20 protein-coding genes and 2 tRNA genes are annotated in these 23,644 nt (G+C 62.6%); 2 read left to right on the top strand and 20 right to left on the bottom strand.

Features of this window, described 5'->3' with window-relative positions:
• Window positions 1-729: 729 nt before the first annotated feature.
• From SLW55_RS18945 to SLW55_RS18900, 10 genes are all read right to left on the bottom strand, one after another.
• Entirely contained in the window at window positions 730-2,340 is a 1,611-nt protein-coding gene (locus SLW55_RS18945) for an alpha-amylase family glycosyl hydrolase (protein WP_320745547.1), read from the bottom strand.
• A 398-nt stretch (window positions 2,341-2,738) separates the two neighbouring features.
• Window positions 2,739-5,210, bottom strand: a complete 2,472-nt coding sequence (locus SLW55_RS18940) for a VirB4 family type IV secretion/conjugal transfer ATPase (RefSeq protein WP_267099261.1) — start codon at window positions 5,208-5,210, stop codon at window positions 2,739-2,741.
• Window positions 5,211-5,379: 169 nt separating this feature from the next.
• Window positions 5,380-5,691: a VirB3 family type IV secretion system protein gene (locus SLW55_RS18935; RefSeq protein WP_081613540.1), complete on the bottom strand. Its 312-nt coding sequence runs from the start codon at window positions 5,689-5,691 to the stop codon at window positions 5,380-5,382.
• A complete protein-coding gene (locus SLW55_RS18930) occupies window positions 5,684-6,088 on the bottom strand; it encodes a TrbC/VirB2 family protein (RefSeq protein ID WP_193314780.1) in 405 nt (134 codons plus the stop codon). Before SLW55_RS18930 ends, SLW55_RS18935 begins: the two co-directional genes overlap by 8 nt.
• A 69-nt stretch (window positions 6,089-6,157) precedes the next feature.
• Window positions 6,158-7,030, bottom strand: a complete 873-nt coding sequence (locus SLW55_RS18925) for a lytic transglycosylase domain-containing protein (protein WP_267099262.1) — start codon at window positions 7,028-7,030, stop codon at window positions 6,158-6,160.
• A 146-nt stretch (window positions 7,031-7,176) separates the two neighbouring features.
• Window positions 7,177-8,220, bottom strand: coding sequence for a P-type DNA transfer ATPase VirB11 (gene virB11 / locus SLW55_RS18920; protein WP_017911233.1), 1,044 nt, complete (start codon window positions 8,218-8,220; stop codon window positions 7,177-7,179).
• Window positions 8,221-8,239: 19 nt separating this feature from the next.
• A complete protein-coding gene (locus tag SLW55_RS18915) occupies window positions 8,240-9,418 on the bottom strand; it encodes a TrbI/VirB10 family protein (protein ID WP_017916125.1) in 1,179 nt (392 codons plus the stop codon).
• A complete protein-coding gene (locus SLW55_RS18910) occupies window positions 9,415-10,176 on the bottom strand; it encodes a TrbG/VirB9 family P-type conjugative transfer protein (RefSeq protein ID WP_043084564.1) in 762 nt (253 codons plus the stop codon). The genes SLW55_RS18915 and SLW55_RS18910 overlap by 4 nt, the downstream gene beginning before the upstream one ends.
• A complete protein-coding gene (locus tag SLW55_RS18905; RefSeq protein ID WP_267099263.1) occupies window positions 10,173-11,183 on the bottom strand; it encodes a VirB8/TrbF family protein in 1,011 nt (336 codons plus the stop codon). Before SLW55_RS18905 ends, SLW55_RS18910 begins: the two co-directional genes overlap by 4 nt.
• Window positions 11,184-11,244: 61 nt before the next feature.
• Window positions 11,245-11,667 carry a hypothetical protein gene (locus SLW55_RS18900; protein WP_017916128.1) on the bottom strand — a complete coding sequence of 141 codons (423 nt, stop codon included), beginning with the start codon at window positions 11,665-11,667 and terminating at the stop codon, window positions 11,245-11,247.
• Between the two features lie 77 nt (window positions 11,668-11,744).
• On the opposite strand from SLW55_RS18900, the gene SLW55_RS18895 reads away from it, so the two are divergent.
• Window positions 11,745-11,882, top strand: coding sequence for a hypothetical protein (locus SLW55_RS18895; protein WP_157835126.1), 138 nt, complete (start codon window positions 11,745-11,747; stop codon window positions 11,880-11,882).
• Between the two features lie 185 nt (window positions 11,883-12,067).
• On the opposite strand, the gene SLW55_RS18890 is transcribed toward SLW55_RS18895, so the two are convergent.
• From SLW55_RS18890 to uvrB, 4 genes are all read right to left on the bottom strand, one after another.
• The gene (locus tag SLW55_RS18890; protein WP_026143628.1) at window positions 12,068-13,741 is read right to left on the bottom strand and encodes a type IV secretory system conjugative DNA transfer family protein; all 1,674 of its coding nucleotides are present in this window, start codon (window positions 13,739-13,741) and stop codon (window positions 12,068-12,070) included.
• 254 nt (window positions 13,742-13,995) lie between these two features.
• Window positions 13,996-14,253 carry a hypothetical protein gene (locus tag SLW55_RS18885; RefSeq protein ID WP_017907229.1) on the bottom strand — a complete coding sequence of 86 codons (258 nt, stop codon included), beginning with the start codon at window positions 14,251-14,253 and terminating at the stop codon, window positions 13,996-13,998.
• A gap of 152 nt (window positions 14,254-14,405) precedes the next feature.
• A tRNA-Val gene (locus SLW55_RS18880) sits at window positions 14,406-14,480 on the bottom strand.
• Between the two features lie 98 nt (window positions 14,481-14,578).
• Complete coding sequence (gene uvrB / locus SLW55_RS18875; protein ID WP_017916129.1) at window positions 14,579-16,609, bottom strand: excinuclease ABC subunit UvrB; 2,031 nt, start codon at window positions 16,607-16,609, stop codon at window positions 14,579-14,581.
• A 147-nt stretch (window positions 16,610-16,756) separates the two neighbouring features.
• On the opposite strand from uvrB, the gene SLW55_RS18870 reads away from it, so the two are divergent.
• Window positions 16,757-17,293, top strand: coding sequence for a Tfp pilus assembly protein FimT/FimU (locus tag SLW55_RS18870; RefSeq protein ID WP_320745546.1), 537 nt, complete (start codon window positions 16,757-16,759; stop codon window positions 17,291-17,293).
• 44 nt (window positions 17,294-17,337) lie between these two features.
• Here SLW55_RS18870 and SLW55_RS18865 read toward each other — a convergent pair.
• The 6 genes from SLW55_RS18865 to pilV all read right to left on the bottom strand — a co-directional run bounded on the left by SLW55_RS18865 (window position 17,338) and on the right by pilV (window position 23,644).
• Window positions 17,338-17,414 (bottom strand) — tRNA-Asn (locus SLW55_RS18865).
• Between the two features lie 109 nt (window positions 17,415-17,523).
• Complete coding sequence (locus SLW55_RS18860; protein WP_320745545.1) at window positions 17,524-17,973, bottom strand: type IV pilin protein; 450 nt, start codon at window positions 17,971-17,973, stop codon at window positions 17,524-17,526.
• Window positions 17,966-21,643, bottom strand: coding sequence for a PilC/PilY family type IV pilus protein (locus SLW55_RS18855; RefSeq protein ID WP_320745544.1), 3,678 nt, complete (start codon window positions 21,641-21,643; stop codon window positions 17,966-17,968). Before SLW55_RS18855 ends, SLW55_RS18860 begins: the two co-directional genes overlap by 8 nt.
• Window positions 21,640-22,200, bottom strand: coding sequence for a PilX N-terminal domain-containing pilus assembly protein (locus SLW55_RS18850; protein ID WP_152182735.1), 561 nt, complete (start codon window positions 22,198-22,200; stop codon window positions 21,640-21,642). The genes SLW55_RS18855 and SLW55_RS18850 overlap by 4 nt, the downstream gene beginning before the upstream one ends.
• Window positions 22,197-23,153: a PilW family protein gene (locus SLW55_RS18845; RefSeq protein ID WP_295915971.1), complete on the bottom strand. Its 957-nt coding sequence runs from the start codon at window positions 23,151-23,153 to the stop codon at window positions 22,197-22,199. The genes SLW55_RS18850 and SLW55_RS18845 overlap by 4 nt, the downstream gene beginning before the upstream one ends.
• The gene (pilV, locus tag SLW55_RS18840; protein WP_320745552.1) at window positions 23,150-23,644 is read right to left on the bottom strand and encodes a type IV pilus modification protein PilV; all 495 of its coding nucleotides are present in this window, start codon (window positions 23,642-23,644) and stop codon (window positions 23,150-23,152) included. The genes SLW55_RS18845 and pilV overlap by 4 nt, the downstream gene beginning before the upstream one ends.

Genomic DNA, 23,644 nt, shown 5'->3' with positions numbered 1-23,644 from the left:
GTTCCCGACAAAACGCCGCGAGCGCGCGGAATGGCCGCGTCGCCGAAAAAAATCTGCACTTCAGGAGTGCATGGCCCAAGCCCTTTGCGTGCCAGAAAGCGCCATACCCGGACATTCAACGCTGAACTGCGAACTGGCCGGCCTGACCGCACAACGGAGGATGCATCCGCACCGACACGATGCTGCGGCAGTTGATCGACGCCAGCACCGCCATCGCCAACGACGGGTCTCAGCCAGTAGGCCGCGAGATCGAGACCAGGTGGCGTCGCTGGAAAAGCGGCGTTTCAGATCACAAAGGCTGGCGTGCAGACATGGTGACATTGCCGCGATGGACACCAGCGCAGCGATGACGGCGGATTCGTGGCCGCGTCGCCTAGCCGGCAGCAAGAGCGACAGCGACGCAGCAGTCTGTTGTGTGGGCCAGCAAGGCAAGTCTCCGAGCTGGCCTTGGTTCCAGGACGGCATGATTGTCGGCGACGACGCGTGCCCAGGTTACCGGGCACGCCAAACCGCGAAGACGGCGTGGCGTGGTCACCGCAACATGCTTACTACGGACACTGAACTTCCAGAGCGATCCTTGTCGTCCAACAAACGCCCACGTCCGTGGTATGCATGAGGCCTTATCCGACGCGATGCACGCCGGACTGTCTTTCCAAAACAACAGCTCGGCAGTGCCGTAGCCACACAGCAGGATGCGACGCTGCCGTCGCAGGAATCATTTGGTCCCGCTCATGCGCCCTGCAGGCACACCATCGCATAGCCGGGCAAACGCAAGCGCTCTTCGACCGCACCCGCGACCACGCCCGGCACCTGCAGCGCCTGCCAGCTGCCCTCAGGCAGCGCCACGTCGGCGGCCTCGGCGGAAAGATTGAACGCCAGCAGCAAGCGCTGCGCGGCGTGGCGACGCTGGAACATCAGCACGGGCTCGGCCGTCTCGTGGAAGACGATGTCGCCCTCACGCAAGGCCGGATGGCGCTTGCGCCAGGCCAGGAACTGGCGAATCGCATGCAGGACCGACTGCGGGTCGGCCTCCTGCGCCGCCACCGATTGCGCGCGATGCGCTGCCGCGATCGGCAACCAAGGCGTCCTGGTGCTGAAACCGGCTTGCTCGCTGGCATCCCATGGCAGCGGCGTCCGGCACCCATCGCGGCCCTTGAAGTTCGGCCAGAATGCGATGCCGTAGGGATCCTGCAGCGCCTCGAACGGCACCTCTGCCTCGCCAAGGCCGAGCTCTTCGCCCTGGTAGACGCAGACCGAGCCGCGCAGCGAACACAGCATCGCGATCAGCAGCCGCGCGAAGGCCGGCGTCTCGGCACCCTGCCCCCAACGCGTCACCGCGCGTTGCACGTCATGATTGGAAATCGCCCAGCACGGCCAGCCTTCGGTCATCGCCGCTTCCAGACGCGAGACCGTCTCGCGGATGTAGGCCGCGCTGAAATCGTCGGTCAGCAGTTCGAAGCTGTAGCCCATGTGCAGGTGCCCGGCGCGGGTGTATTCGGCCGTGGTCGCCAGCGAATCCTCCGACGAGATCTCGCCCAGGCTCACCGTCCCCGGATAGCGGTCGAGCAGGCTGCGCAGCTTCTGCAGGAACGGCAGGTTCTCCGCCTGCGTGTTGTTGTAGTAATGGTACTGGAACGCGTACGGATTGTCCGGGCTGAAACCGCGGCCGACGCGCTTTTCCGGCGGTTTGGGCGGGTTGTCGCGCAGTTGCGGATCGTGGAAGCAGAAATTGATCGCGTCCAGGCGGAAGCCGTCGACACCGCGCGCCAGCCAGAACTCCACGTTGTCCAGCGTCGCCTGCTGCACCTGCGGATTGTGGAAGTTCAGATCCGGCTGAGAGGCAAGGAAATTGTGCAGATAGTACTGCCCGCGGCGCGGTTCCCACTGCCACGCCACGCCACCGAAGATCGACAGCCAGTTGTTCGGCGGCGCCCCGTCTTCGCGCGCATCGGCCCACACGTACCAATCCGCCTTCGGATTGTCTCGGCTCTGCCGGCTTTCCTTGAACCAGTCGTGCTCCACCGAGGTGTGACTGAGCACCTGGTCGATCATCACCTTCAGGCCCAGCGCATGCGCCTTGGCCAGCAGCGCATCGAAGTCGGCCATGGTGCCGAACAGCGGATCGACCTCACGATAGTCGGCGATGTCGTAGCCGAAATCGGCCATCGGCGACTTGAAGAACGGCGAGATCCAGATCGCATCCACGCCCAACGCCGCGATGTAGTCCAGCTTGCGCACGATGCCCGGCAAGTCGCCGATACCGTCGCCGTTGGCGTCGAGGAAGCTACGCGGATAGATCTGATAGATGACGGCACCGCGCCACCATGGAGACTGAGACATGCAACGCCCCCCTTCGGGCAGAGATCGCGCGTGCGACGGGCACGCGAAACGCTGCGCTAGAGTAGCGTTGATGCAGGAATTTCAGCGGTACTTGCATACGTATTCAGGAGTCTCACCCCTAAGGCTTCGAGTACCAGGTATAGCGACCAGATAGTTTTGACATGCCTGATCGCCTAGCCAGACCAACTTCTTCGAGGGCAATCGACAGACCTAAGCCTGCATGTCTTTTTCAGTGTTCCGTTGGCGACATATTTGCCGGCTTTGTTCCCTTCCAACTACCGGACTTCAATGCGAGCGGACAGACTCGTTGATACTGTCCGAGCGAATCGTAGTCCTGGTTTTTCCTGCTCTCCTCGATTCTTGTAGAAAAGCCGTCATGCGTGATTTGGGCAAAGCGGTCAGCTGACCGCCGCCGCCCCCCGATTATCCGAAGACACCGACCTCGCCGGACCCGATTTTCCGGAGCCCTTGCGACGTGCGTAGAACTCGTTCAACCACTGCTCGGGCGTCAGATCGTCCGGCGCGACGCCGTGCTCCTTGGCCTTGCGCTCCAGCACCTGGTGCATGATTTCGATATTGTCGGTCGACGCCGAGATGACCGACAGCGCATCGTCCATGCCGCGCAGATTGAGCTGGCACACCGACGATCCATGGCCCTGCTTGACCAGGAAGCAGCGCGAGCGCTCGTCCAGGCTGACCACGACCTGGTACTCGGCCTCGGTGAGCTTGAGGCCGTCCATGTAGTCTTCCTTGCTGGCATTGGGATTGGGCAGCAGGATCATCGTCGCGGTCTGTTCGACCAGCGCCGCGGAAATGTCGCTGGCAAGCGCATCCTCCGGGCTCTGGGTGGCGAAGATACCCAGGCCGTTCTGTTTACGGATGGTCTTCTGCTTGTTCTTGGCGAATTCCTTCAGGCCGCCCTTGCCATCGAGGATCTTCCAGAACTCGTCCATCACGTAGATCAGCGGCCGGCCGTCGATCAGGGCTTCCAGCCGATGCAGCAGATAGTTGATGACCGGAACCCGCACTTCCGGATTGTCGATGACGTCGGTGTAGTCGAAGCCGATGATGCTGGCCTTCTCGAGGTCGATCGTATCGACCGGATTGTCGAACACCCAGCCATGCGAGTTGCCGGCGGTCCACTTGCGCATGCGCGCGTACAGGCCGTCGTCGCCCATGTTGGGCAGGCTCTTGCGGAAGTTGGTCATGCTGCGCAGATGCATGGGCGTGTCGAGCATGCCCTCCACGCCGCGGAAGATGTCCTCCTCCTCGCGCGAGGTGTACTCGATCTTGCCGGCGAGGACCTTAATCAGGTCGGCCAGGAACTGCACGTTCGCCTCGGTGCGCTCGCACTGGAACGGGTTGAAGCCGGTGGGCTTGCCGTTCTCCAGCGCCAGGTAATTGCCGCCGCAGGCGCGCACGAAGATCTCGGCGCCGCGATCCTTGTCGAAGAAGAAGATGGTCGGGATCGGATCGAACTTCTGCACCTGGCTGAGCAGGAAGTTGATCAACGCAGTCTTACCGGTACCGGACTTGCCGATCACCATGGTGTTGGCGATCGCCTTCTCGCCGAGCGAGTTCTCCGCAGGATGCGTGGCGTGGAAATTGAAGTAGTACGGTTGGCCGTTGGTGGTCTGCAAGGTGGTGACGCACTCGCCCCACGGATTGTTCTCGCGCTTGCCCTGGGCGAAATTGTGCAGCGGCGACAGACCGAGGAAGTTCAGCGAGCTGACACTGGCGATACGCGTACGGTAGCGCCAGTTCCCTGGCAACTGGGCGTAGAAAGAGGACGCAACCGCAAGATCCTCCTTGGTCGAGACAAAGCCGGCATTGGACAGTTCCGCGCGGGTGGTCGCCACCTGCTGCGAGAGCTTCTCCTGCGTATCGGCGTAGACCGCAATGGTGAAGTGGTACTCGCCCAGGACGAAGTTGCCCGACGACAGCTGATCCATCGCCAAGTCGAGTTCGTGGATCTGGCTGACCGCCTTGTCGCCCGAGGACACCATCATGCCCTTGGTGCGATCGAGCACCTTCAGCGCGTCGTGCCGGCCCATCGGGCTGAAGGAGTGGGTCACCACATACTCGAAGTCGAGATACTTCAGGCCATTGAGGATGCCCGGATAGGTGCCGTCGGTGTATTCCTTGATGTTCAGAATGGCACCGAAATGATTGACGCCCTCCGGGGTCTTGATCACGAAGTCGCCGGTCTTGTTGGCAAACATGTGCTTGCTGACCGGCAGGTAGGCGGGCACCGGCGCCTGCAGCACCGGCACCGGCTCGTCGATGCGATTGATCAGATAGCCGAAGAACTCCAGCGCCTCGGAGAACACCACGCCATTGCTGGCTTCGTACATGCTCAGCCGGTAGGGCGAGTAATCCTTGAGCACGGCTTCGACGTTGCCTGCAAGTTCAAGGACCTTGGCGATCGCCTGGTCCTGTTCTGACTGCAACTGGGAAATGTTCGACGACTTATCCATGAGACGCTTACCGGTCACTACCGGGCGATAGATCATGGTCATGTACAGCTCGTTCTGCATGATCTTCTGCGAGGACAATGTCCCGTAGTACTGATCAGACAAGGCCTGGTTGAACGCCTGCTTGAACTTGCTGCCGTTCTTGATGCGACGGCGGCGGCGCACATCGTGCACCCAGAACGCCACATTGGCGAAATCCGGAGCGCGCAGCGTCTGCAGCATGCGGTTGAACGTGTTGTGCCGGTGTTCGATCTCCCACTCTTCGCGGCCCACGAATGGAAGCCCGCCCAGGTGCCAGACCAGCATGAAATCTCCTCCCGTCGTCTTCAGAACGGACGGCGCCACATGCGTGGAGATGGAGATGAATTCGCTGATCGAAGTATCCGGGATGAACATAATAGAACTCAGAATCCGTTTCGTCTTGCCAAGGCCCGGCGCAGATGCACCGGGAACCGCCGACCTCGCTCACACCAGCACTGCCGGCGAGTCGACACGAAAAACCGAACAACCCCATGCACGACACAGGCGTCGTGCATGGGGTCGAGACTCGGCGCCCGGTTCCAAGCTAGCGCTTGGCGCCCGGCACCTCTTTCCTGTACTCATTCGGCGAGAACACCCACATGCCGGAATAGCGCTGCAGGTTGCGCACGCGCATCCGCATCATCCAGCGCAATCCGAGCATGCGGAAGATCATCTCGTCCCGCTTGGTCATCTGCTGCATGATGAAGACGATGACCGGAATGAGCGCCAGCAGCCACATATTGAAATAGATACCCATCAGGAAGCCGCCGCCCGCGCCGATGAAGAACGGGATGTACGGCACCCCGAAAAACATCGCAGGCCGGGTGCAGCCCCGGAAAAGTACGTTCTTATGCATACTGCACGGCGTGCTGAACGAGCGTGATGGCCGCGGAGCAGGCCGTCTGGCCAGTGTCGCCGATGAGCATTTTGGCCAACTGGCCGGCAGCACCGATCAACACGCCACCCAGCAGAACCGGAGCCACTTCGGAGACCCGCTTGTGCGCGAAGGCGATCTGGTAACCGGCAAAGACGACGGCGATCGTCACCACCACGATCGAAGCCATGTTCAGAATGTTGTTGGTCTTGCCGAGGAAGCCACAGACCTTCTGGTCGGCGCCGGCATAGTCGACACCGGAGCCCGCCGCCATCGCGACGCCAGAGGCGAACACGGCTGCGGTGAACATCGCCGCCTTCAACGCCGCCATACCGATGACCTTGGCGTTCGAATTCACTTTAGCTTTCTTGAACATCATGGTTTTCTCCTTGATTTGGAAACAGGGGGTGGTCAAAAGCCATTTGCATGGCCGTGCTACTGCATCTGGCTAGAATACGAAGGCCCCGTCGCCAGACGTCGGCGGCGGCGTACTTGTGCCAGGAACGGCCGTTCCCGCCACTGCCTGAGGCGCGTGTGCGGCAACGTGCGGAACTGTGGGCGCTCCGCCACCTGCAGGAACCGCCACTCCTTTGCCGGCGCCTGTCGGTCGTATTACATAAAGATCGGAATCTGCGGCAGCCGCCTGTGCCGACACGGCCGCTACAGCACCTGCCGTTGGCTGCGCTGGCGCCGCAACGGCAGCTTGGGCACGGAGTGATGGTTGACCTTGCGTGGCGAGACCGCTGGCAAGCTGACCGGCCGCCGCGTCGATCCGCCTCGACACGATCGAATCCACTTCGCGCACCGCCGCGGCTTTCACCGAGTCTGTGACCACGCGGCGCACGCCTCCCGCCGGGATCACCGGGATCGCACCAGCGGTGGACGCGGCGAGCGCCCTGCCCTGGTTGATCGACGCGTAGACCTTCTGCACGTAACCGTGGCGGTACCCGGTCTCGAAGTTGCCGGAATAGTAGCAACTGAACGACTTGCCCCAGTTGCCGCCGGAGCGGCTATAGCACTCGGCCAGGATCTTCGACGCGGCCTGCAGATTCGGACAGGTCTTGAATGCCTTCTCGTAGGTATCCAGGCCGTACTTGATCAGGTTGTAGCGATTGACCTGCCCCAGACCCAGGGAGAAGTTGTAACCCTTCTCTTCCAGCATCCGCGCGGTGGCGACGGCTTCGGACAGGTTCTGCGGCTGACGCACCAGGCGACCGCCGACCACACCGATCGCGAACGGATTGTGCGACGACTCGACGCGCACAACGTGCTGCATGACTTCAGCCGGAACCGCCATTTCGGGACAGCTGAGTAGTTCCATGCCTGGCAACATGCCGTGGTTACTCCCTATGCATCGGCGTCGTGGCAAATCGCCCAGAACGCCGCAGATGTCGCAAATCAATCGTGTTGGAAGAAAAATTCAAAGTCAATCGGCGCCGCTTCGCCCTATCACCTTAATGAACATATTCATCCCCCACCCGACTGCATGCGTTCCGGATCGAAATCGATACCGGTGATATAGCGCCGGCCCGCGTGCGATTTGATGTGGACAACGATGTCGATGGTCATCATCAACAACCGCTTGATGACTGCGAACTCCAGGCCCGACCCTTCGGCCGACGCCTTGACCATGAGCGCCAACTGATCCCAAGTCTGCCCGATGCTGCCAGCATGGCAGCTGGTGATGGAACCGGGATGACCGGAGGCGCAGTTGCGGATGAAGTAGAACGACTCGTCGCCGCGCAACTCCGCAAGGATGATGCGGTCGGGCTTCATGCGCAGGCACGCTTCCATGCAGCTCTTCGCGGTGACGTTGCTCGAGCTTTGTCCGCCTTTCGAGTAGAGCAAATGCACGGAATTGGGCTGGCTGATGAAGAGCTCGCGCGCGTCCTCGATCGTCACCAGCCGCTCTTCGTGCGGGATGTGATTCACCAGCGACTTCATGAAGGTGGTCTTGCCGCTACCGGTGGCGCCGGCAACGACGACGTTCTTCTTGAACAGCACCGCCTTCTTGAAGAACTCGGCGTAATCGCGCTGCCGCCGGAGCTCGAGAAGCTCGCGATCCTGCTCGCTCAGACCCGACTGCACCTCCAGGATCTCCTGGAAGAAGCCGTCTTCCTTGTACTGCTCCAGGGTCTTGGTGTGCTTTGACGGCAGGCGGATGGTGATCGACACCTTGCCGGCGTCGCAGGCCGGCGGGATCACGAACTGCGCGCGCTGCCCGGTGGGAAAGGTCAACGATACCACCGGATCGGCATCGGTGATGCGCTGGCCGGTATTGCTCTCGTTGACCACCGCCGTGCAGAACTGGCGCGCGCGGTCGAAGGTCAGCGACGGGATATCCATCCGCTGCCAGCCGCGCAGCGTCTCCAGGTACAACTCGCCGGGACGGTTGATGCAGATTTCCGTCACGTCCGGCGAGTTCAGATAATCCAGGATGCCCAGCACCGAGTACTGGTAATCCAGGAAATCCGTGGAGATCTGCGCGGTCGGAGAGTCGTCGAACGTCACGTCGCTGTCTCGATCTCGGTCAACGCGGCAACACGGCCGTGAAGTCGACGTCCTTGGCCACGTAGACGTTCACGATGGTGCCCTGGTTGATGGTCACGGTGGCCGGACGCCGGCGATCCAGTGCCTGGTCGGCCAGACGCTGGATGGACTGCGCCGTATTGCTCTCGAACGGCTGCTCGGTGACCACGCCGGAGTTGAGGCCGGTCGTCGTGGTCTTCGGGCCATGCTCGGCCGCCGCCCACTTGAAGGCATCGCTGAGCAAGCTGATCATCAGCGCGGACGAGATGCGGCTCGCCCAATGTGCATTGTATTGGCCCGGATGACCGGCACTGCCGAGGTTGTCGACGCCAGGACCAACCAGGGTCACGTCGATGCCGGTAGGCGTGGTGATGCGATCCCAGACCACCTGCATGCGCGGACCGGTCGGCTCTGCGGCGCCGTACTGACCGAGGATCTTCGATCCCTTCGGCAGCAGCAGGCGCCTGCCATTGATGGAGTACACCGGCTCGGTGATGATGCAGGAGGTGAAGCCCGGGAAATCTGTGATGATCCGGGTCTCCAGCACACAACGGATATAGGTGCCGCGCACCAGCAAACCGTCCGGATTGGCGATCGGCTTTGCGGACGTCACCTGGTCCTGCTGCTGCAAGCCTCCCAGCTCCTGACCCTGCGGCATGCCGATACCCTGCCCACCCATGCCTGCTTCCTGCTGCATGCCGGCCATGCGCCGCTCCAGGAGTGACGGCCCGCGGTCCTGCCGAGACGAGGACTGGACCATGGGGTCTTTTTCAGTGGGCATCGGCGGCAGCGGCGGAAGGCTCGGTTGCTCGGCCAGTTGCACCGGCTCGGCCGGCTGCACCGGTAGCGGCGCCGCGGTCTGCGGCAACGCAGGTGCCACCACCGCTTCCTGGCGCGGCTTCGGTGCCGGCTCAGGCGCGCTGCTGCCACTCACCAGCCAGAAGATCGCCAGGACCAACAGCGCGGCGATGCCGCCCAGGAACACCAGCGCCTTGCGATTGAGCTTCTTCAGATCGCTGGAGCGGAGCACCGGCTCGTTGGCGTCCAGATTCGGGTCAGCAGTCTGCTGCTGGCGAGCGAAATAGGGATTCTCGCGCGGCGCATCGTCCGCATGCGGGGAGCGCGGCTGACCGTGGTCGTTGCCGTAGTTTTCGTCAGACGGGGGTAGATTCGAGTTCACTTTTGCTTGTTCCTACGCAAGCCGACAACATTCTTGCCGTGGCGGATGACCAGGAAGGGATAGGTCCCGTGGACAATCAGGGTATTGCCCTCGACTGTGGTGTTGACCAGGAAATCCTCATCGCTTTCCTTCTCGCGCCCGAACACGGCCGGGAAATTGCCCGTCGGGAAACGCGTCAGATCCATTTTGATGTAGGTGAACTTGCCATCGTCGTAGACGCTGCTCGGCACGATCCACATTTGCTTGGAACGCGTGGAATAGTCGTAGTCGAAGTAGTAATGGCGGTCCTTAGTCAGCCGCGTGTCGAGTTGCGACTCATCCTTCACCTCGTCGCTGGCGGCGGCAAAGCTGGTGTCCTTCGGATAGGTGAAGGTCACTTTGTACTGCACGCCGGCCTGCTTGGCCTGCTCCAGCCGCTGCCAATCCGTGGCCACCACCTTCAGTTCCAGAATGTAGGAATGGGTGGCGGTGCGGATCATCATGTTGGTGTCGACGTCGACGTTCTTCGGCTTCAGATAGAAGACGTTCTCGCGACGGCTGAGTTCCCAGCCACTGGTGAAACCGGTGCTGTAATCGAGGATCTTCTCGTTCGGGCTCAGTTCGATCTGGGTGGTGATGCCCAGGCCGGTACGCACCTGATAGATCTTGTCAGGCTCGTACTCGTACTGCTGGACCACCTGGGCCGACGCGATCGGCGCGAACAGGCCCAGAGCCAGCAACGCAATATGCGCCGCACCGGTTTTCGTCAGGAAACTCATCGAACGTTCGCTCCATTACCATTGTGCTGAGGTGCAACGTTGGGCGCGGGAGGCGCAGTAGCGGGCTGCGCTCCCGGATAGACTGGCGCGCTGGCCGGGTTGGCCATCGGCGCCTGCTGCGGAACCGGCATCGTGCCGCCAGCGCCCGGCGCCACCGGCTGGCCCGGCATCTGCTGCCCCGGCACTTGCCCCGTCGTTCCATCCATCTGAGCGGACGCCGGCTGCTGGACCGCGCCCGTGGCAGGCGTCTGCACGGCGGGCGACGGCGGAACCGGCATGGCCGAGTAATCGTTGTCGACCCGGTAGTCGGTCACTTGGAAACCCAGCGGATTCTGCACTCGCAGATCCTCGTCCATGGCCAGATTATTGTTGTAACGGAAGCCAAGAATGGCGAATTTATTGTCGAGAAACGTGGATTGGCCGGTCTTCTTGTCGTAGATGCTGCGCTGGAAGCGCACATTGGCGCCGGTATATGGCTTGCCGCCGCCACCGAGCAGCGTAATGCTCAGAATCTTGACCCGAATGGAGCGCACCTTGCCGTAGATGTAGTAAGGCGCGGACTGATTGCTGGGCGCATGCAGATTGAAGTACTCAGCCCCCACCGCGGTATCGCGGGGCGCCATCGAGAACACCGTATTCCAGTCGTTGAGCCCCATCATCTCCGAGTCGTAGGACTCGCGCGCGGTAATGAAGCGTGCCACATTGCTCCTGGCCAGCGCCTCGCTGGTGGTGACGCTCTGCACATCGCCAATGTTGCGCAGCACAGACACGGTAGAATTGCCGGTATACGCATCGGCCATCACCAGATACGGCACCTTCTCCTTCAACGGCAGCATGTAGTAGTACCCGCCGCCGAGGAGCAGGCACATGATGATGGCGCCGAACGCGACCCACCACGCACGGCGCTCGCTGCGGCGAGCCAGATCAGCAATGCTGATTTCGTAGTTGACCGCCTTCGCTACCGCTTTGTTGACGTTTTCGCTTTCGACCGGCTTTTTACCGAACATCAGACTTCACCAGGTTTCGTAATGTGGCTGTCGGCGCGCAGCGTGCAGGCCGACGGTGACGTCACTTCGCGCTGCCGCTGGCTGCCGGCGCGCCGCTCAGCGACGACGACGGCTGCACCAGGATGCGATTGCCCGCCGCGGTCACGCTCAGCCCTTCCTGCGCATAGACCACGCTCAGCTCGGCGACCGCCTGCTGGATGCTGGTGGTGTTGATCTTGGCGACCGGGGCATACAGCGTGTAATCGGACTGGATGCCGTAGGACAGTTGCATGTTCGAATCCTTGGCCCAGCGCTCGAGCATCGTCTTGAGCGTGCCGTCCATCGGGATCGCCTGATACACGTACGACGAGTACAGCGGGATCTCCATGGTCGACTCGGAGAAACGGTTGACCGGCTTCCACTTGCCACGGAAATCGGGTGCCGGCCTGGTTGCACAGGCACTCAATAGCGCGACGGCACTCAACGTAGCGATCAGCCGAAACATATGCGTTCTTTTCACGCGAGCCTCTGAATTGCGGAAACGTATAGAGAGCGGGCGGCGCGCAGGCGGCCCACTGCTGGATGGCGAAGTTCGACGCGACGGCACGACACGCGCGTCGCGGCAAGGAAGGCGCCGGGAACGGCGCGGGCACGGATCTGCGGCAGACAACGGGACGTATCCGAGGCCGCGCGATCAGCGCCGAAGAAAACGGAATTTGACAGCAAACCTTCCATGTCACCCCTTACGTGCGCCGTTCGGCCCACGCCCCTGTTCCTGTTTCTGTTACCAACGCACCGCCATACTCGCGAGAATGTGCCGCAGGGGCATGCCCACGTCAAGCATTTGGCAAAAAAACGTTCAAATGATAAATAAGCCCAAAAAATAGGTGTTTTTCGTCACACTTTCATATCGAGAGTGTCGGAATATCGACTTTGGGACGCAGCCGCGCGGTGAAGTAGCGATCCTTGTAGTACTTGATCTTGTCGCACTTCACCGGATGCGGAATGCCCTCGTACAAGAACACCTCTTGATCGTTGCCCATCGCCTTCAACTCTTGCGGCAGCATCAGCGCCCGCTTCTCCTCCGACACGCTTCGGGTCACATCCTTGCCGCGGGTGACGTTCTTCTTGCGGAAGGTGGTGTAGCCGAGCATCTCGGAGTAGTCGTTGGCATCCTGCTGCTCGCGCGGAGCGTAGAGAATCTGCAGTGCATGATTCGTGATGATGGTCCGCGAGATGTCCTTGCCATAGGTGGCATCGAGCTGCGCCATGCTCTGGATGATCGGCAGAAGGCGGACATTGTAGCCAGCCATATATGACACTGCCGAGGCGATGATGTCGACCTTGCCGATCGCGGTGAACTCGTCCATCAGCAGCAGGCACTGATACTTCAGCGCCGGATTGCTCTTGGGCAGCTCCTTGGTGTTGAGGTTGATGATCTGGCTGAAGAACAGGTTGATGATCAGGCGGCTCTCGGCCAGCTTGTTGGGCTGGATGCCGATGTAGATGGTCATCTTCTTCTTGCGCAGGTCGGTGAGCAGGAAGTCGTTGTCGCTGGTGGCCGCATCCAGCACCGGGTTGATCCAGGCGTTGAGCGGCTCCTTGAGCGTGCCCATGATCGAGGCGAAGGTCTCGTCCGCCTGCGACAGCAGGTTGGAGAACGCCGACTTGGCGTTGCCGCTGAGGAAGCGCCGCTCCGACAGCGACTTCAGGTACTTCTTCAGGTCGGTGCCGTCGCCGGACGACAGACGGTAGATCGCGCCCAGCGTCGGCGTGCCGAGACCGCCGGGGAAGCCGATGTTGCGCTCGTCGTCCCAGTTCTCGAACAGGTACAGCGAGAACGCCATGAACGCATTGCGCGCCTGGCTGACCCAGAACTTCTGGTCGTCGGAGCCATCCGGATACAACATGGCGGCGATGCTCATCAGGTCCGAGACGCGGAACGCCGGATCGTCGGAGACATAGCTGAGCGGATTCCAGCGATGGGTGCGACGATCCTCGGCGAACGGATTGAACAGGAACACCTCCTGGCCCTGGCTGGCGCGCCAGCCGCTGGTCAGATCGAAGTTCTCCTGCTTGATGTCCAGGACGACCACCGATTCCTGGTACTCCAGCAGGTTCGGAATGACCACGCCCACACCCTTGCCCGACCGGGTCGGGGCCGCCAGGATCACGAACTGCTGGCCACTGAGGCGCACCAGCTTGCCGCGGAACTTGCCGACCACGATGCCGTCGCCGCTGGTCTTGAACAGCCCATGCTTGGACAGGTCGGCCGCGCCGGCGAAGCGCGCGTCGCCATGCAGGCTGCGCTTGGGCGGCCTGAACATCAGTACCAGGATCAGCAGGGCCACCAGGCCGGGCAAGCCGAAGCCGAGGTAGCCGGCCCATTTGATCTTGCCGACGTACGGAGCCACCTCCGGCAAGCCGATGGCGTGAACGTACTGGTAGTAGGTGCCAAGCCCGAACATCCGCGTGTCCAGCTTCAGCAGCAGCAGGACCAGGTAGCCGGACAGGAAATAGCCACAGACGGCGGTGAGCACGACGACGAGCGCCGCCGCAACGAGTTTACGATTCGACAAGCCCTATCCTCCCTGATCCATCCTGGCCGACATTCTAGAGCGAGTTCCGCGCTTTGAGAGGAGTTGCGTCGGTGGTGTGCGCGTCGGGGGGACCTGCAAGCACGGCATCGACCGGAAACGGCGCTTGGCCAGGGAGGTCGGCCCGTCACAAGCGCCAGACCCCAAATGGCGCCTGCGCAATGCCCGGGACTCCGGCACGTCCTGCCCGGCGAGTACTGCTGGTGGGCTTGCGACCGCCCAGACGTGCAGGCGCGCTAGCGACGCTGCCGCGTGCTCGGCTTGTTCCGCGAGGGCTTCTTTTCCGCGCTGACCGCGTCCCGATCGCGCTCGACCAGAGTGTCCAGGAAGACACGCGCCTCGTCCCACGACATGTCGTGCGGATCCACCCGCGCACCGCCGTCGGTGGTGACCGTATAGCCCACCACGTTGGCCGGGCTGTAGTCCGGCTCCCGGGTCAACGCCACGAGCTGGTAGCGTCCTTTGACTTGCACCGTATGATGGTATTCCACCATGCGCCTGGCCTCCTCGCCTGATCGTCCGCTCGGATGCTAAAGCAAGCCCGGCCGCGCGGCCAGCATCCGAACGCACCCGGTGGCGTGAGCGCAGACACAAAAAAGCCGGCGTCTGCCGGCTTTGTCGTTTCCACGTTCGCTTCTTCGCGTCGTGGTGGGCGGTACAGGGTTCGAACCTGTGACCCCTACCATGTCAAGGTAGTGCTCTACCGCTGAGCTAACCGCCCTTCTCTGCCGCGGCGCACCGCTGCAGGGGCGCGAATCTTAGCCCACCTGGCGGACAAGAACAATACCCACCTTCCGATCGGGCGCCGCTGCGGCCCGCCTAGCCGACCAGACTGGCGTCGCGCAGCTTCTTGATCTGGTCGCGCACCCGCGCCGCATCCTCGAACTCCAGGTCCCGCGCGTGCTGGTACATCTCCTGCTCCAGCGCCTTGAGCCGCGCGGCGATCTCCGCTGGCGCCAGCGCCCGGTAGTCGGCCGGCTCTTCCGCGACCCGGCGCGCCTTGCCCTTGCCTTTGCCCTTGCCCGACTTGGCCTCGGTCGCGTCCTCGCGCGCGCCCTCCAGGATGTCCACGATCGGGCGCGCCACCGACTTCGGGACGATCCCGTGTTCCAGGTTGTACTCCACCTGCTTCTCGCGGCGGCGGCCGGTTTCGTCGATCGCGGCCTGCATCGAACGCGTCATCTTGTCCGCGTAGAGGATGGCCTTGCCGCGCAGGTTGCGCGCGGCACGGCCGATGGTCTGGATCAACGAGCCGGTGGAGCGCAGGAAGCCTTCCTTGTCGGCATCGAGGATCGCGACCAAAGAGACCTCCGGCATGTCCAGGCCCTCGCGCAGCAGGTTGATGCCGACCAGCACGTCGAACTTGCCCAGGCGCAGGTCGCGGATGATCTCCACGCGCTCCACCGTGTCGATGTCCGAGTGCAGATAGCGCACCTTCACCCCGTGCTCGCCAAGGTACTCGGTGAGATTCTCGGCCATGCGTTTGGTCAGCGTGGTGACCAGGACGCGGTCGCCATCGGCCACGCGCAGGTTGATCTCCGACAGCAGATCGTCGACCTGGGTCGCCACCGGCCGGATCTCCACTTCCGGATCGATCAGCCCGGTCGGGCGCACCACCAGTTCGGTGATCTCGCCGGCCGACTCGCGCAACTCGTAGGGCCCCGGCGTGGCCGAGACGTAGATACTGCGCGGCGAGCGCGCCTCCCATTCCTCGAAGCGCAGCGGCCGGTTGTCCAGGGCCGATGGCAGGCGGAAACCGAATTCCACCAGGGTTTCCTTGCGCGAGCGGTCGCCTTTGTACATCGCGCCGATCTGCGGCACGGTGACGTGCGACTCGTCCACCACCAGCAAGGCGTCCGGCGGCAGGTAGTCGAACAGGGTCGGCGGCGGTTCGCCCGGCGCCTTGCCGGTCAGATGCCGCGAGTAGTTCTCGATGCCGTTGCAGAAGCCGACCTCGGCCATCATCTCCAGGTCGAACTGGGTACGCTGCGCCAGCCGCTGCGCCTCCACCAGCTTGTTCTGCGCGTACAGTTGCTCAAGCCGATCCTTCAGCTCCAGCTTGATCGTGTCCACCGCGCTGAGCGTACGCTCGCGGGTGGTGGCGTAGTGGGTCTTGGGGTAGATCGTGTAGCGCTGCAGCTTGCGCAGCGTCTCGCCGGTCAGCGGATCGAATAGGGTCAGCTGCTCCACGTCGCCGTCGAACAGTTCGATGCGCAAGGCCTCGCTGTCGGATTCGGCCGGGAACACATCGATGACCTCGCCGCGTACGCGGAAACTGCCGCGGTGCAATTCGTACTCGTTGCGGGTGTACTGCAGATCGGTCAGGTGACGGATCAACTGGCGCTGCTCCACGTGCTCGCCGATCGACAGGATCAGCCGCAGCGACAGGTAGTCCTCCGGCGCGCCCAGGCCGTAGATCGCCGAGACCGTCGCCACCACCAGCGCATCGCGCCGCGACAGCAGGGTCTTGGTCGCGGCCAGGCGCATCTGCTCGATGTGCTCGTTGATCGAACTGTCCTTCTCGATGAAGGTGTCCGAGGACGGCACGTAGGCCTCGGGCTGGTAATAGTCGTAGTAGCTGACGAAGTACTCGACCGCGTTGTTGGGGAAGAACGCCTTGAATTCGCCGTACAACTGCGCCGCCAGCGTCTTGTTCGGCGCCATCACCAGAGTCGGCTTCTGGATCGCCTGGACCACGTTGGCAATGGTGTAGGTCTTGCCCGACCCGGTCACGCCGAGCAGGGTCTGCTTGGCCAGGCCGGCCTCGAAGCCGGCCACCAGCTTCTCGATCGCCTGCGGCTGGTCGCCGGCCGGCGAATACGGCGATACGAGTTGGAAACGGTCGGACATGCACAAGCCTCAAGGTGAAGAGCGAGGCCGACAGTGTCGGCCGACCCCGCGCCGGGGAGATTTCCTACATGGGAACGCACAACCCCCTCATTCAAGCCCTGCCGCCCGGCCGCGAGACTGGCGACCTCGCACCGGGAGACGACGGACATGCGGAACGCTGCAGCCAAAGGCTACACATTGCTCGAGGCCATGATCGTGATGGCGGTGATCTGCCTGCTCGCCGGCATCGGCCTGCCGGCATTCCGGGAGCTACTGGCGAACCAGCGCTTGACGGCGGCCACGCACCAGCTGAGCGCGCACTTCGCCCTGGCACGCAGCAGCGCGATCAGCTTCGGCGTCCCGGTCAGCGCCTGCCCGTCCAACGGTGACGGCAGTTGCCGCGGCGACAGCGACTGGAGCCAGGGCTGGCTGGTGTTCCGCGACCCGGAACGGCAAGGCCAGCCGATCGCGCCGGACAGCATCCTCAGCGAAGGCAGCGCGCCGGGCGCCGGCGAACTGGTACTGCGCTCCAACCAAGGCCGCCCCTCGATCCGCTTCCTGCCCGATGGACGCAGCGCCGGCAGCAACCTGACCGTCAACATCTGCGAGCGCGGCCGGTTACGCGCAGCGGTGGTGGTCAACAACACCGGACGCATCCGCACGCGAAAAGCGACCGAATCGATGCCCTGCCGGACGCCGGACTGACGCGCAAAAGCAAAGGCCGCGATCGCTCGCGGCCTTTGCGGATTTGGCGCCCGAAGTTGGACTCGAACCAACGACCCCCTGATTAACAGTCAAGTGCTCTAACCGGCTGAGCTATTCGGGCGGGGTGCGCATTGTAGCTATGCAACTGCACAAAGATCAACACCCCCAACACGCCCTGCCACATCCTGCTTGCCCCCTGGCCGAGACCGCAGCGGGCAGCGACCCGCCACTCACCAGCAGGACATCGGATCGGTACCCGACACGCTCACGGTGCGCTCGCCCTTCTGGTTCAGATAGAGTGTGCCGCATTGGGTATCGCGCGCCAGCTGGGCGCCCTTGGGCACGGCCCGAAGGCTGTAGGCCTTGGCGCTGACCGAACCATTGAAGGACAGCGTGTAGAAATCGGTCACGCCCTCGCACTGGATCGGGTCGGGTGCCGATGCGTAGCTCAGATTCGTGGTGTAGTAGCGCTCCATGTCCTGCCCGCGTTCCATCAAACAGGAAGCGGCAGTCGCACGGCGCGCCTTCACGATATGCGCCACATAGCTCGGATACGCGATAGCAGCAAGGATCGCGATCACCGCCACCACGATCATCAGCTCGACCAAAGTGAAGCCATTGCCGCGCCCGGCCACGCCAGGAGGTGCCACCATCCGACGGCGATCATAGGATTCAGTCATTGATCAGCTCTCTCCATTGCACCCGCGTCACCTTACCGGATGACGCGTTGGTCGAGATCGACGCCGTCGAGGCGTTGTCCAGATTGGTGATCATCTTGCTACCGATGAAGGTCGACCCGCTCGATCCCTTGCCGGTGCCGATACCGGAGACCGGAACGCCGTTCAAGGCATCATTGCTGTCGAATACGCCATCGCCGTTCACGTCGAAGAACGACGACGACAGGCGTCCGCCGGTGAAGGGATCGATCACCATCGTGTATCCCTTGCCGCTCGGGCTGCATACATCGCTCGAATCCGGGATGCGCGTGCTGCCTACCAGATAAAGCCCCTGGAAGTAGTTCGCCACCACCATGCGCTCGCCTGTCTCGTAGAAATCCATGTACCAACCGCTGGTGCCGGCACCGGTGGACGACTCGATCGTACGCACATTGTAGCCGTTGAGGGTGGTATCGGACAGGATCCGGATCTGCTTGAGATTGGACGCGCTGATCGTGTTGCCCTTGTCGATCAGACCATACCAGGTCTGCTGGTCGGTATTGGCCAGGTCCGCGCTGGTGAGGTAACGCCCGGTTCCGACGAACACCCAGGTGTCGAGCGTCGTAGGGTTGCGTGCCACCAGCGGCGTGGCAGTGATCGGCTTGCTGTTGCCTGCCACGAAGAGCTGGCCGGCGCTCCAACCGCTAACGGTCTTGCTGAATCGCCACAGGTTGCCCTTCAGATCACCCGCGTACACCTTGTCGACGATGCCACTGCCATCGGAGGACCAGGCATTGACACCGCTCAGACCGTTGTCGCCACCTACCCTGGTGTCCACCGAGGCCACTGTACCGGTGGCGATGTCGATCCGCACCAGTTGCGCGTTCTGCGAGGTACTGTTCGGGCCGTTGCCGAGCAGCACGCTCCAGGAGCCGTCGGCGACCTGGGCGATGACGGGCTGTCCCAGCACGTTGCCCAGGGCGCCGTCGTTCACTTCCCACAGCAAGCTCGGCGACGCCGGGTTGGTCACGTCAAGCGCGAACACGCTCTTGCCCCCTCGCCCCATCGTACCGACCAGGACGCTCTTCCACGCGCCACCGACGTAGACGTCAGCCGCCGTGAGCAACCCATCGACCGTATAGGCATGGGTATAGGTCGGAGACGTAAAGCCGGAGGAAGAGAGCTTGGAGATCGCCTCGGTCGGCACGAACGCAAAGAGTTCCACGCCAGTATTGGCGTTGAAGGCATGCAGCATGCCATCGTTTCCGCCAACGTACACCACCGGGGTCCGCCCGGCGTTGCTGGCCGCGAACTGCGGGTACACGCCGGCACCAGAGAAACTCTTGCCGCTGTAGAGCGACGGGTTGGGCGAACCGACGTAGAGCGGCTGCGAATTGACGATGTCGCCAAGCACGGCGAGGCGATTGCGAAAGCTGCCGCCCGCACTCGCTTCCCGGTCGCGCCTGCCGCGGATGTAGTCGACCTGGTCGCTGCTCAGGCTACCCACAGTTCCTGTGAAACTCACCAGGCTGCCATTGCTGGCATACAGCACTTTGCGGCTCGCATATGCGGGCAGCTTGGCGTTGGCGCTCCAGATCGCGGTCTGCGTACCGGCGGCTTCATCGACCTTGTACGCGGTCAGCTCGCCTTTCCACTGATTGGCATTGCCTACGGTGTATTGAGCCTGGTAGAACACCGAACCGGTATCCAGGGCGGTCGCATTCGATCCCAGCGCCGCGGCCGACCCGGTGGCGTCCTTGAGGATCTGCGAGAACGCGTTCCTCAGGCTGGCGACCATGTTTTTGGCGTCGCTGGCCACGTAGAAATTATCCGGTCGCGGATAGGTGCCGCCACTGTCGGGGGACAACGTGTCGCTATTCGTGTGCCACCAGCCAGGCTCTAATCCGGTGGTGGTCGCAGCATAAGGGGAAAACCCCGAGGGCACGGCGAAGCCGCCGTACTTGGAAGCGAGCCAGTACATGTTCTTGGAAGGGCCGTACAGGTATTGCGCCTCGCGCACATCTACCCAGTAGGTGCTCACGGTCTGGCTTCCGGTGGTGTTGGTCTTGCCTTGGACGTCCGGACGCATGTCCACCGTGTGCGAATCGTAGGCCAGACCGGCGATGAAGGCCGAGTTGTTTCGGCCAGTCCAGCTATTTGAAATCGTCGTGCTCAGCCCCTCCATGGCCAGCACCTTCTGCGTGCTGGTGATGACGTTCACGCTGGTGTCGGCGGCGACCTCGGGAGGCATGGAAGGTTCATCGTCGCGATAGGCGGTATTTCCAGGCAGATTCTTGTCCCGGTGCGTGTTCACGTCGCCAATGCCCAGGATGGCATTGACCTGACAGTTGTAACGGATCGGATCGTCCCAATTGGTGATCACCGGGAAATAGTCCGCCTGGACCTTCGCCGTGCCCAAGTTCGAACTCAACGTGGAATAGGAAGCGACGTTACCCAGGTTCTTGAAGTAGCGGATCGCGGCGTAGTAGAGCTCGCTGACCGGATCGAACGACTTGGCCGGGCTGGTGGTCAATTCCTCGAACTTGTTGAGGTAGTTGATGACGCCGCTGTTGCGGCTGCCGTTGCTGTCGCTGGTGTCGATCTGTGCGCCGCTATGGACATCGCCCACGCCGATTTTGGGGTCTGCCTTGCTGTCCGGGTCCTTGTAGAGCACCCCGGTGGCAGGATCCCACTCCATGCGCGGGTTGCTGTAGCTGTCGATCTCAGGGTAATAGGCATTGGGACCGACGAACTTCATGCGTGCGCGCAAAACGCCGCCATCACGCTTCATGTCCGAATCGTTGAGGTAGCCAAAGATGCTGTAGCGGATCTTGTTGGAATACTCCTGGATCAGCCCTTCCGGCTTGTAGTTGGTGCTGGAGTACTTGGTGCAGTTGGACTCCAGGCCGATGTTCGGATCGCAGACCTTCACCCGCACGAAGACCCGGTACACCTTGGTCGGATCAGGCTTGATGAGCGACGTCGGGTTGTAGTCGATCACGTTATTGGCGTTTGTGCGAAGGTCGCCCGAGCCGGTGAACCACATTTCGCGGCCCAGGCCACTGACCCGGGTCCTGACGCTGGACCAGCCCGACGGCAACGGCGTCAGCGAGGAGACCGCGCTGGAGATCGTGCGGTCGGCGAAGTCACTGTCGCGGTCGTGGCGGGCCTTCTGCAGCACGGTCAGCCCGACCTGGTCGATGATGCGATAGCCACCGGTCAGGGCGGAGCGGAACGGGTCGATGGTCTGAGTGGCCGCCCAGTTCAGGTAGTTGCCGCTCCACGAACCACTGCAGGTATGTCCGCCCGCACTGTTCTTTGATGTCGGCACGAAGTAAGCCATTCCGTTGAGGAGGTCGTAGCTGTAGCCGTAGCACTTGACCGGATCGAAGTAGCCCGCATACTCCGAAGCGTTGGTGTAGCTCCCCAGATTGGCCTGACTGATGATGGTCGGATATTCGACCGAAGGCACCAACGTAAGCGCGCCAGGAATGTCTGTCGGCAGCGAGATCGGGCGCGTACCCAGATCGATCGAAGCGCCGTTCCCCGAACACACCGCCGCGAAGACTCCGGTCGCGAACGCCAGCCAACGCGTCCGCCGGCGCTGCACTATTTCGGATCTGGCCACGCCAAGACGCATGCTATCGCCTGGTTTCATATCGCGGGATTCCATCGCGGGAAATGACTTGCTCATTGGACAGTCACGTTCGACTGCAGCACCACCACCGACCGGCCATCGGCCAGCGTGGGATCCTGGCTACGCGCGATCACCCGATACACCGACTGCAGCACGGCGCTGCTGCCGGATCCGTATTGGTTGGAGTTGGCGCTGTAGCCCAGCGACAACTGCTGACGACTCGTGCGTTGGCCCAGGTACTGTACGTAGTATTGCGGCGTCGTCGCACCGATCGACTGGATAGGACTTGCATTGACCCAGCCGGTTCCCGTGTCGGTGTAGGTGCCCGCCGGAGGGATTGGACAGGACGCGCCGCCGCTGCAATCGACCCCGATGCTTCCGCCGGAGGCCACCGCTGTCTTGATCGCTTCCTCGCCCGCCCGTAGCGCCGCTTCCGCGGACTGGAATGCCAGGCTGCGGTCGAGCATGTTCGAGCTCATTTTCTCGCGCAGCGTGACACCACGAATCACCGCCAGACCCACCACGATCATCACCAACATCAGGATCAGCACCACGATCAGCGAGATACCGCGCGGGCGGCGGCCGATGGCGTGCGATCGCGCGATCGCCCTCATAGCGTGCGATTCCTCAGGTTGACCACATACTGGACGGTGCGGTCGAGTTGCTGACCACCGAAACCGGTCTTGTTGCCGCCACGCACGGTCAGCACCAGCTTCGCGGCGATGACGTTGCCCCACGCGGCGTCTGGGGGAGAGGCGGCGCCGATCGAGGATGCGGCCTGGTAGGCAGTGCTCCCCGCGGTCAGGTAGGTGATCTGCATGTCCTGTACCCCCTCGACCATCTCCTCAGCCGCACCATTGTCGATCTTGCGATACAGCGAGCGCCCACCGGCGGCGTTGCTCGCCACGTACCAGCGGATGCCGCGCAGCCGACTCACCACCGAATTAACGCCATAGGAGTAAGCCACCGCACTGTTGGAACAGACCGCCGGCAGCACGCTCAGACTGTTGTTGCTACAGTTCGCGCTGCTGGCATGGCTTATCACGTTGCCGGTCACGCTGCCAGCCACGAACAACGCCAGCTGGGTGTTGTCGCAGATCATGACCGTGTTGCCAGCGCTCAGGCCACTCGCATCGTCCACGGTGATGTTGGTCGAGCTCTGTGCAGTGGTGACGTTGGCAAGATGGGGATCGAGCGTGAGCACCTGGATGGCGTCGGTCCCGCTCGCGCTTCCGCTCAATGCGCCGTTTTCATAGCCGACGACGGGAAAGTTCCAATTCGTCCACCAATTGCTGCTGGCGTTGTTGATGACATTGGCCACTGGCAGGGTTCCGTCGCACGGGTTGCCGCCGGCTTCGCGCAGATCGCGTGCCATCAGTTCGAAAGTGGTCTGCATGCCATCCTGGGCCCAGCCCATGCCCTCGACCGTACGGAACACCCGCTGGTTGGACAGGAAGATGCTGATCGCTGCTCCCACCAGCATCAGGCCCAGCACCATCGCAATCATCAACTCGATCAGCGACAGGCCGTGCATGGCAGCAGGGCGGCGCGGGACGGCACTAGTCATAGCCGGGCCACCGTCACCAGCTGGCGGGTGCTGCTGCCGGTGCCTGTGGCCGACCCGGCAGTGGACGTATTCACCGCGCGCCCCCGGCTATCGTCCCACTGCACGGTTACCGTGCAGGTCGAGCTGTTACAGGCGATCGAACCGCATGTCGTGGTATCGGTGGACACGTTGGCGGCGCCGCTGAGCCCGGTCTTCATGCTTTCGAGCCACGCGCGTATGTCCGCGGACGCCAGCGTGCCACCGACCGCGGGCAGGCTACAGGTCATCGCCAGGTTGTAGGCGCCGCTCGTGGCCGCGCTGCGGTTGGCACGCATGGCCTCAAGGATCGAGTAGGTATGGATGACCATCTGGCTGTTCTCGAACGAACTCTGGCCGTTGTTCAACGCGCGTGCCTGCATCGCGGCTATACCGAGCAGGGTCACTCCCAGGATCAGGACGGAGATCAGCACCTCGAGCAGGCTCACGCCTGCCTGCCGCCGGCGGTTTGCCAT

This window comes from Xanthomonas sp. LF06-19 (assembly GCF_034105425.1).
In the GTDB taxonomy this organism is placed as follows: Bacteria; Pseudomonadota; Gammaproteobacteria; order Xanthomonadales; family Xanthomonadaceae; genus Xanthomonas_A; species Xanthomonas_A sontii.
This window is presented reverse-complemented; position numbering and strand designations above follow the sequence as displayed.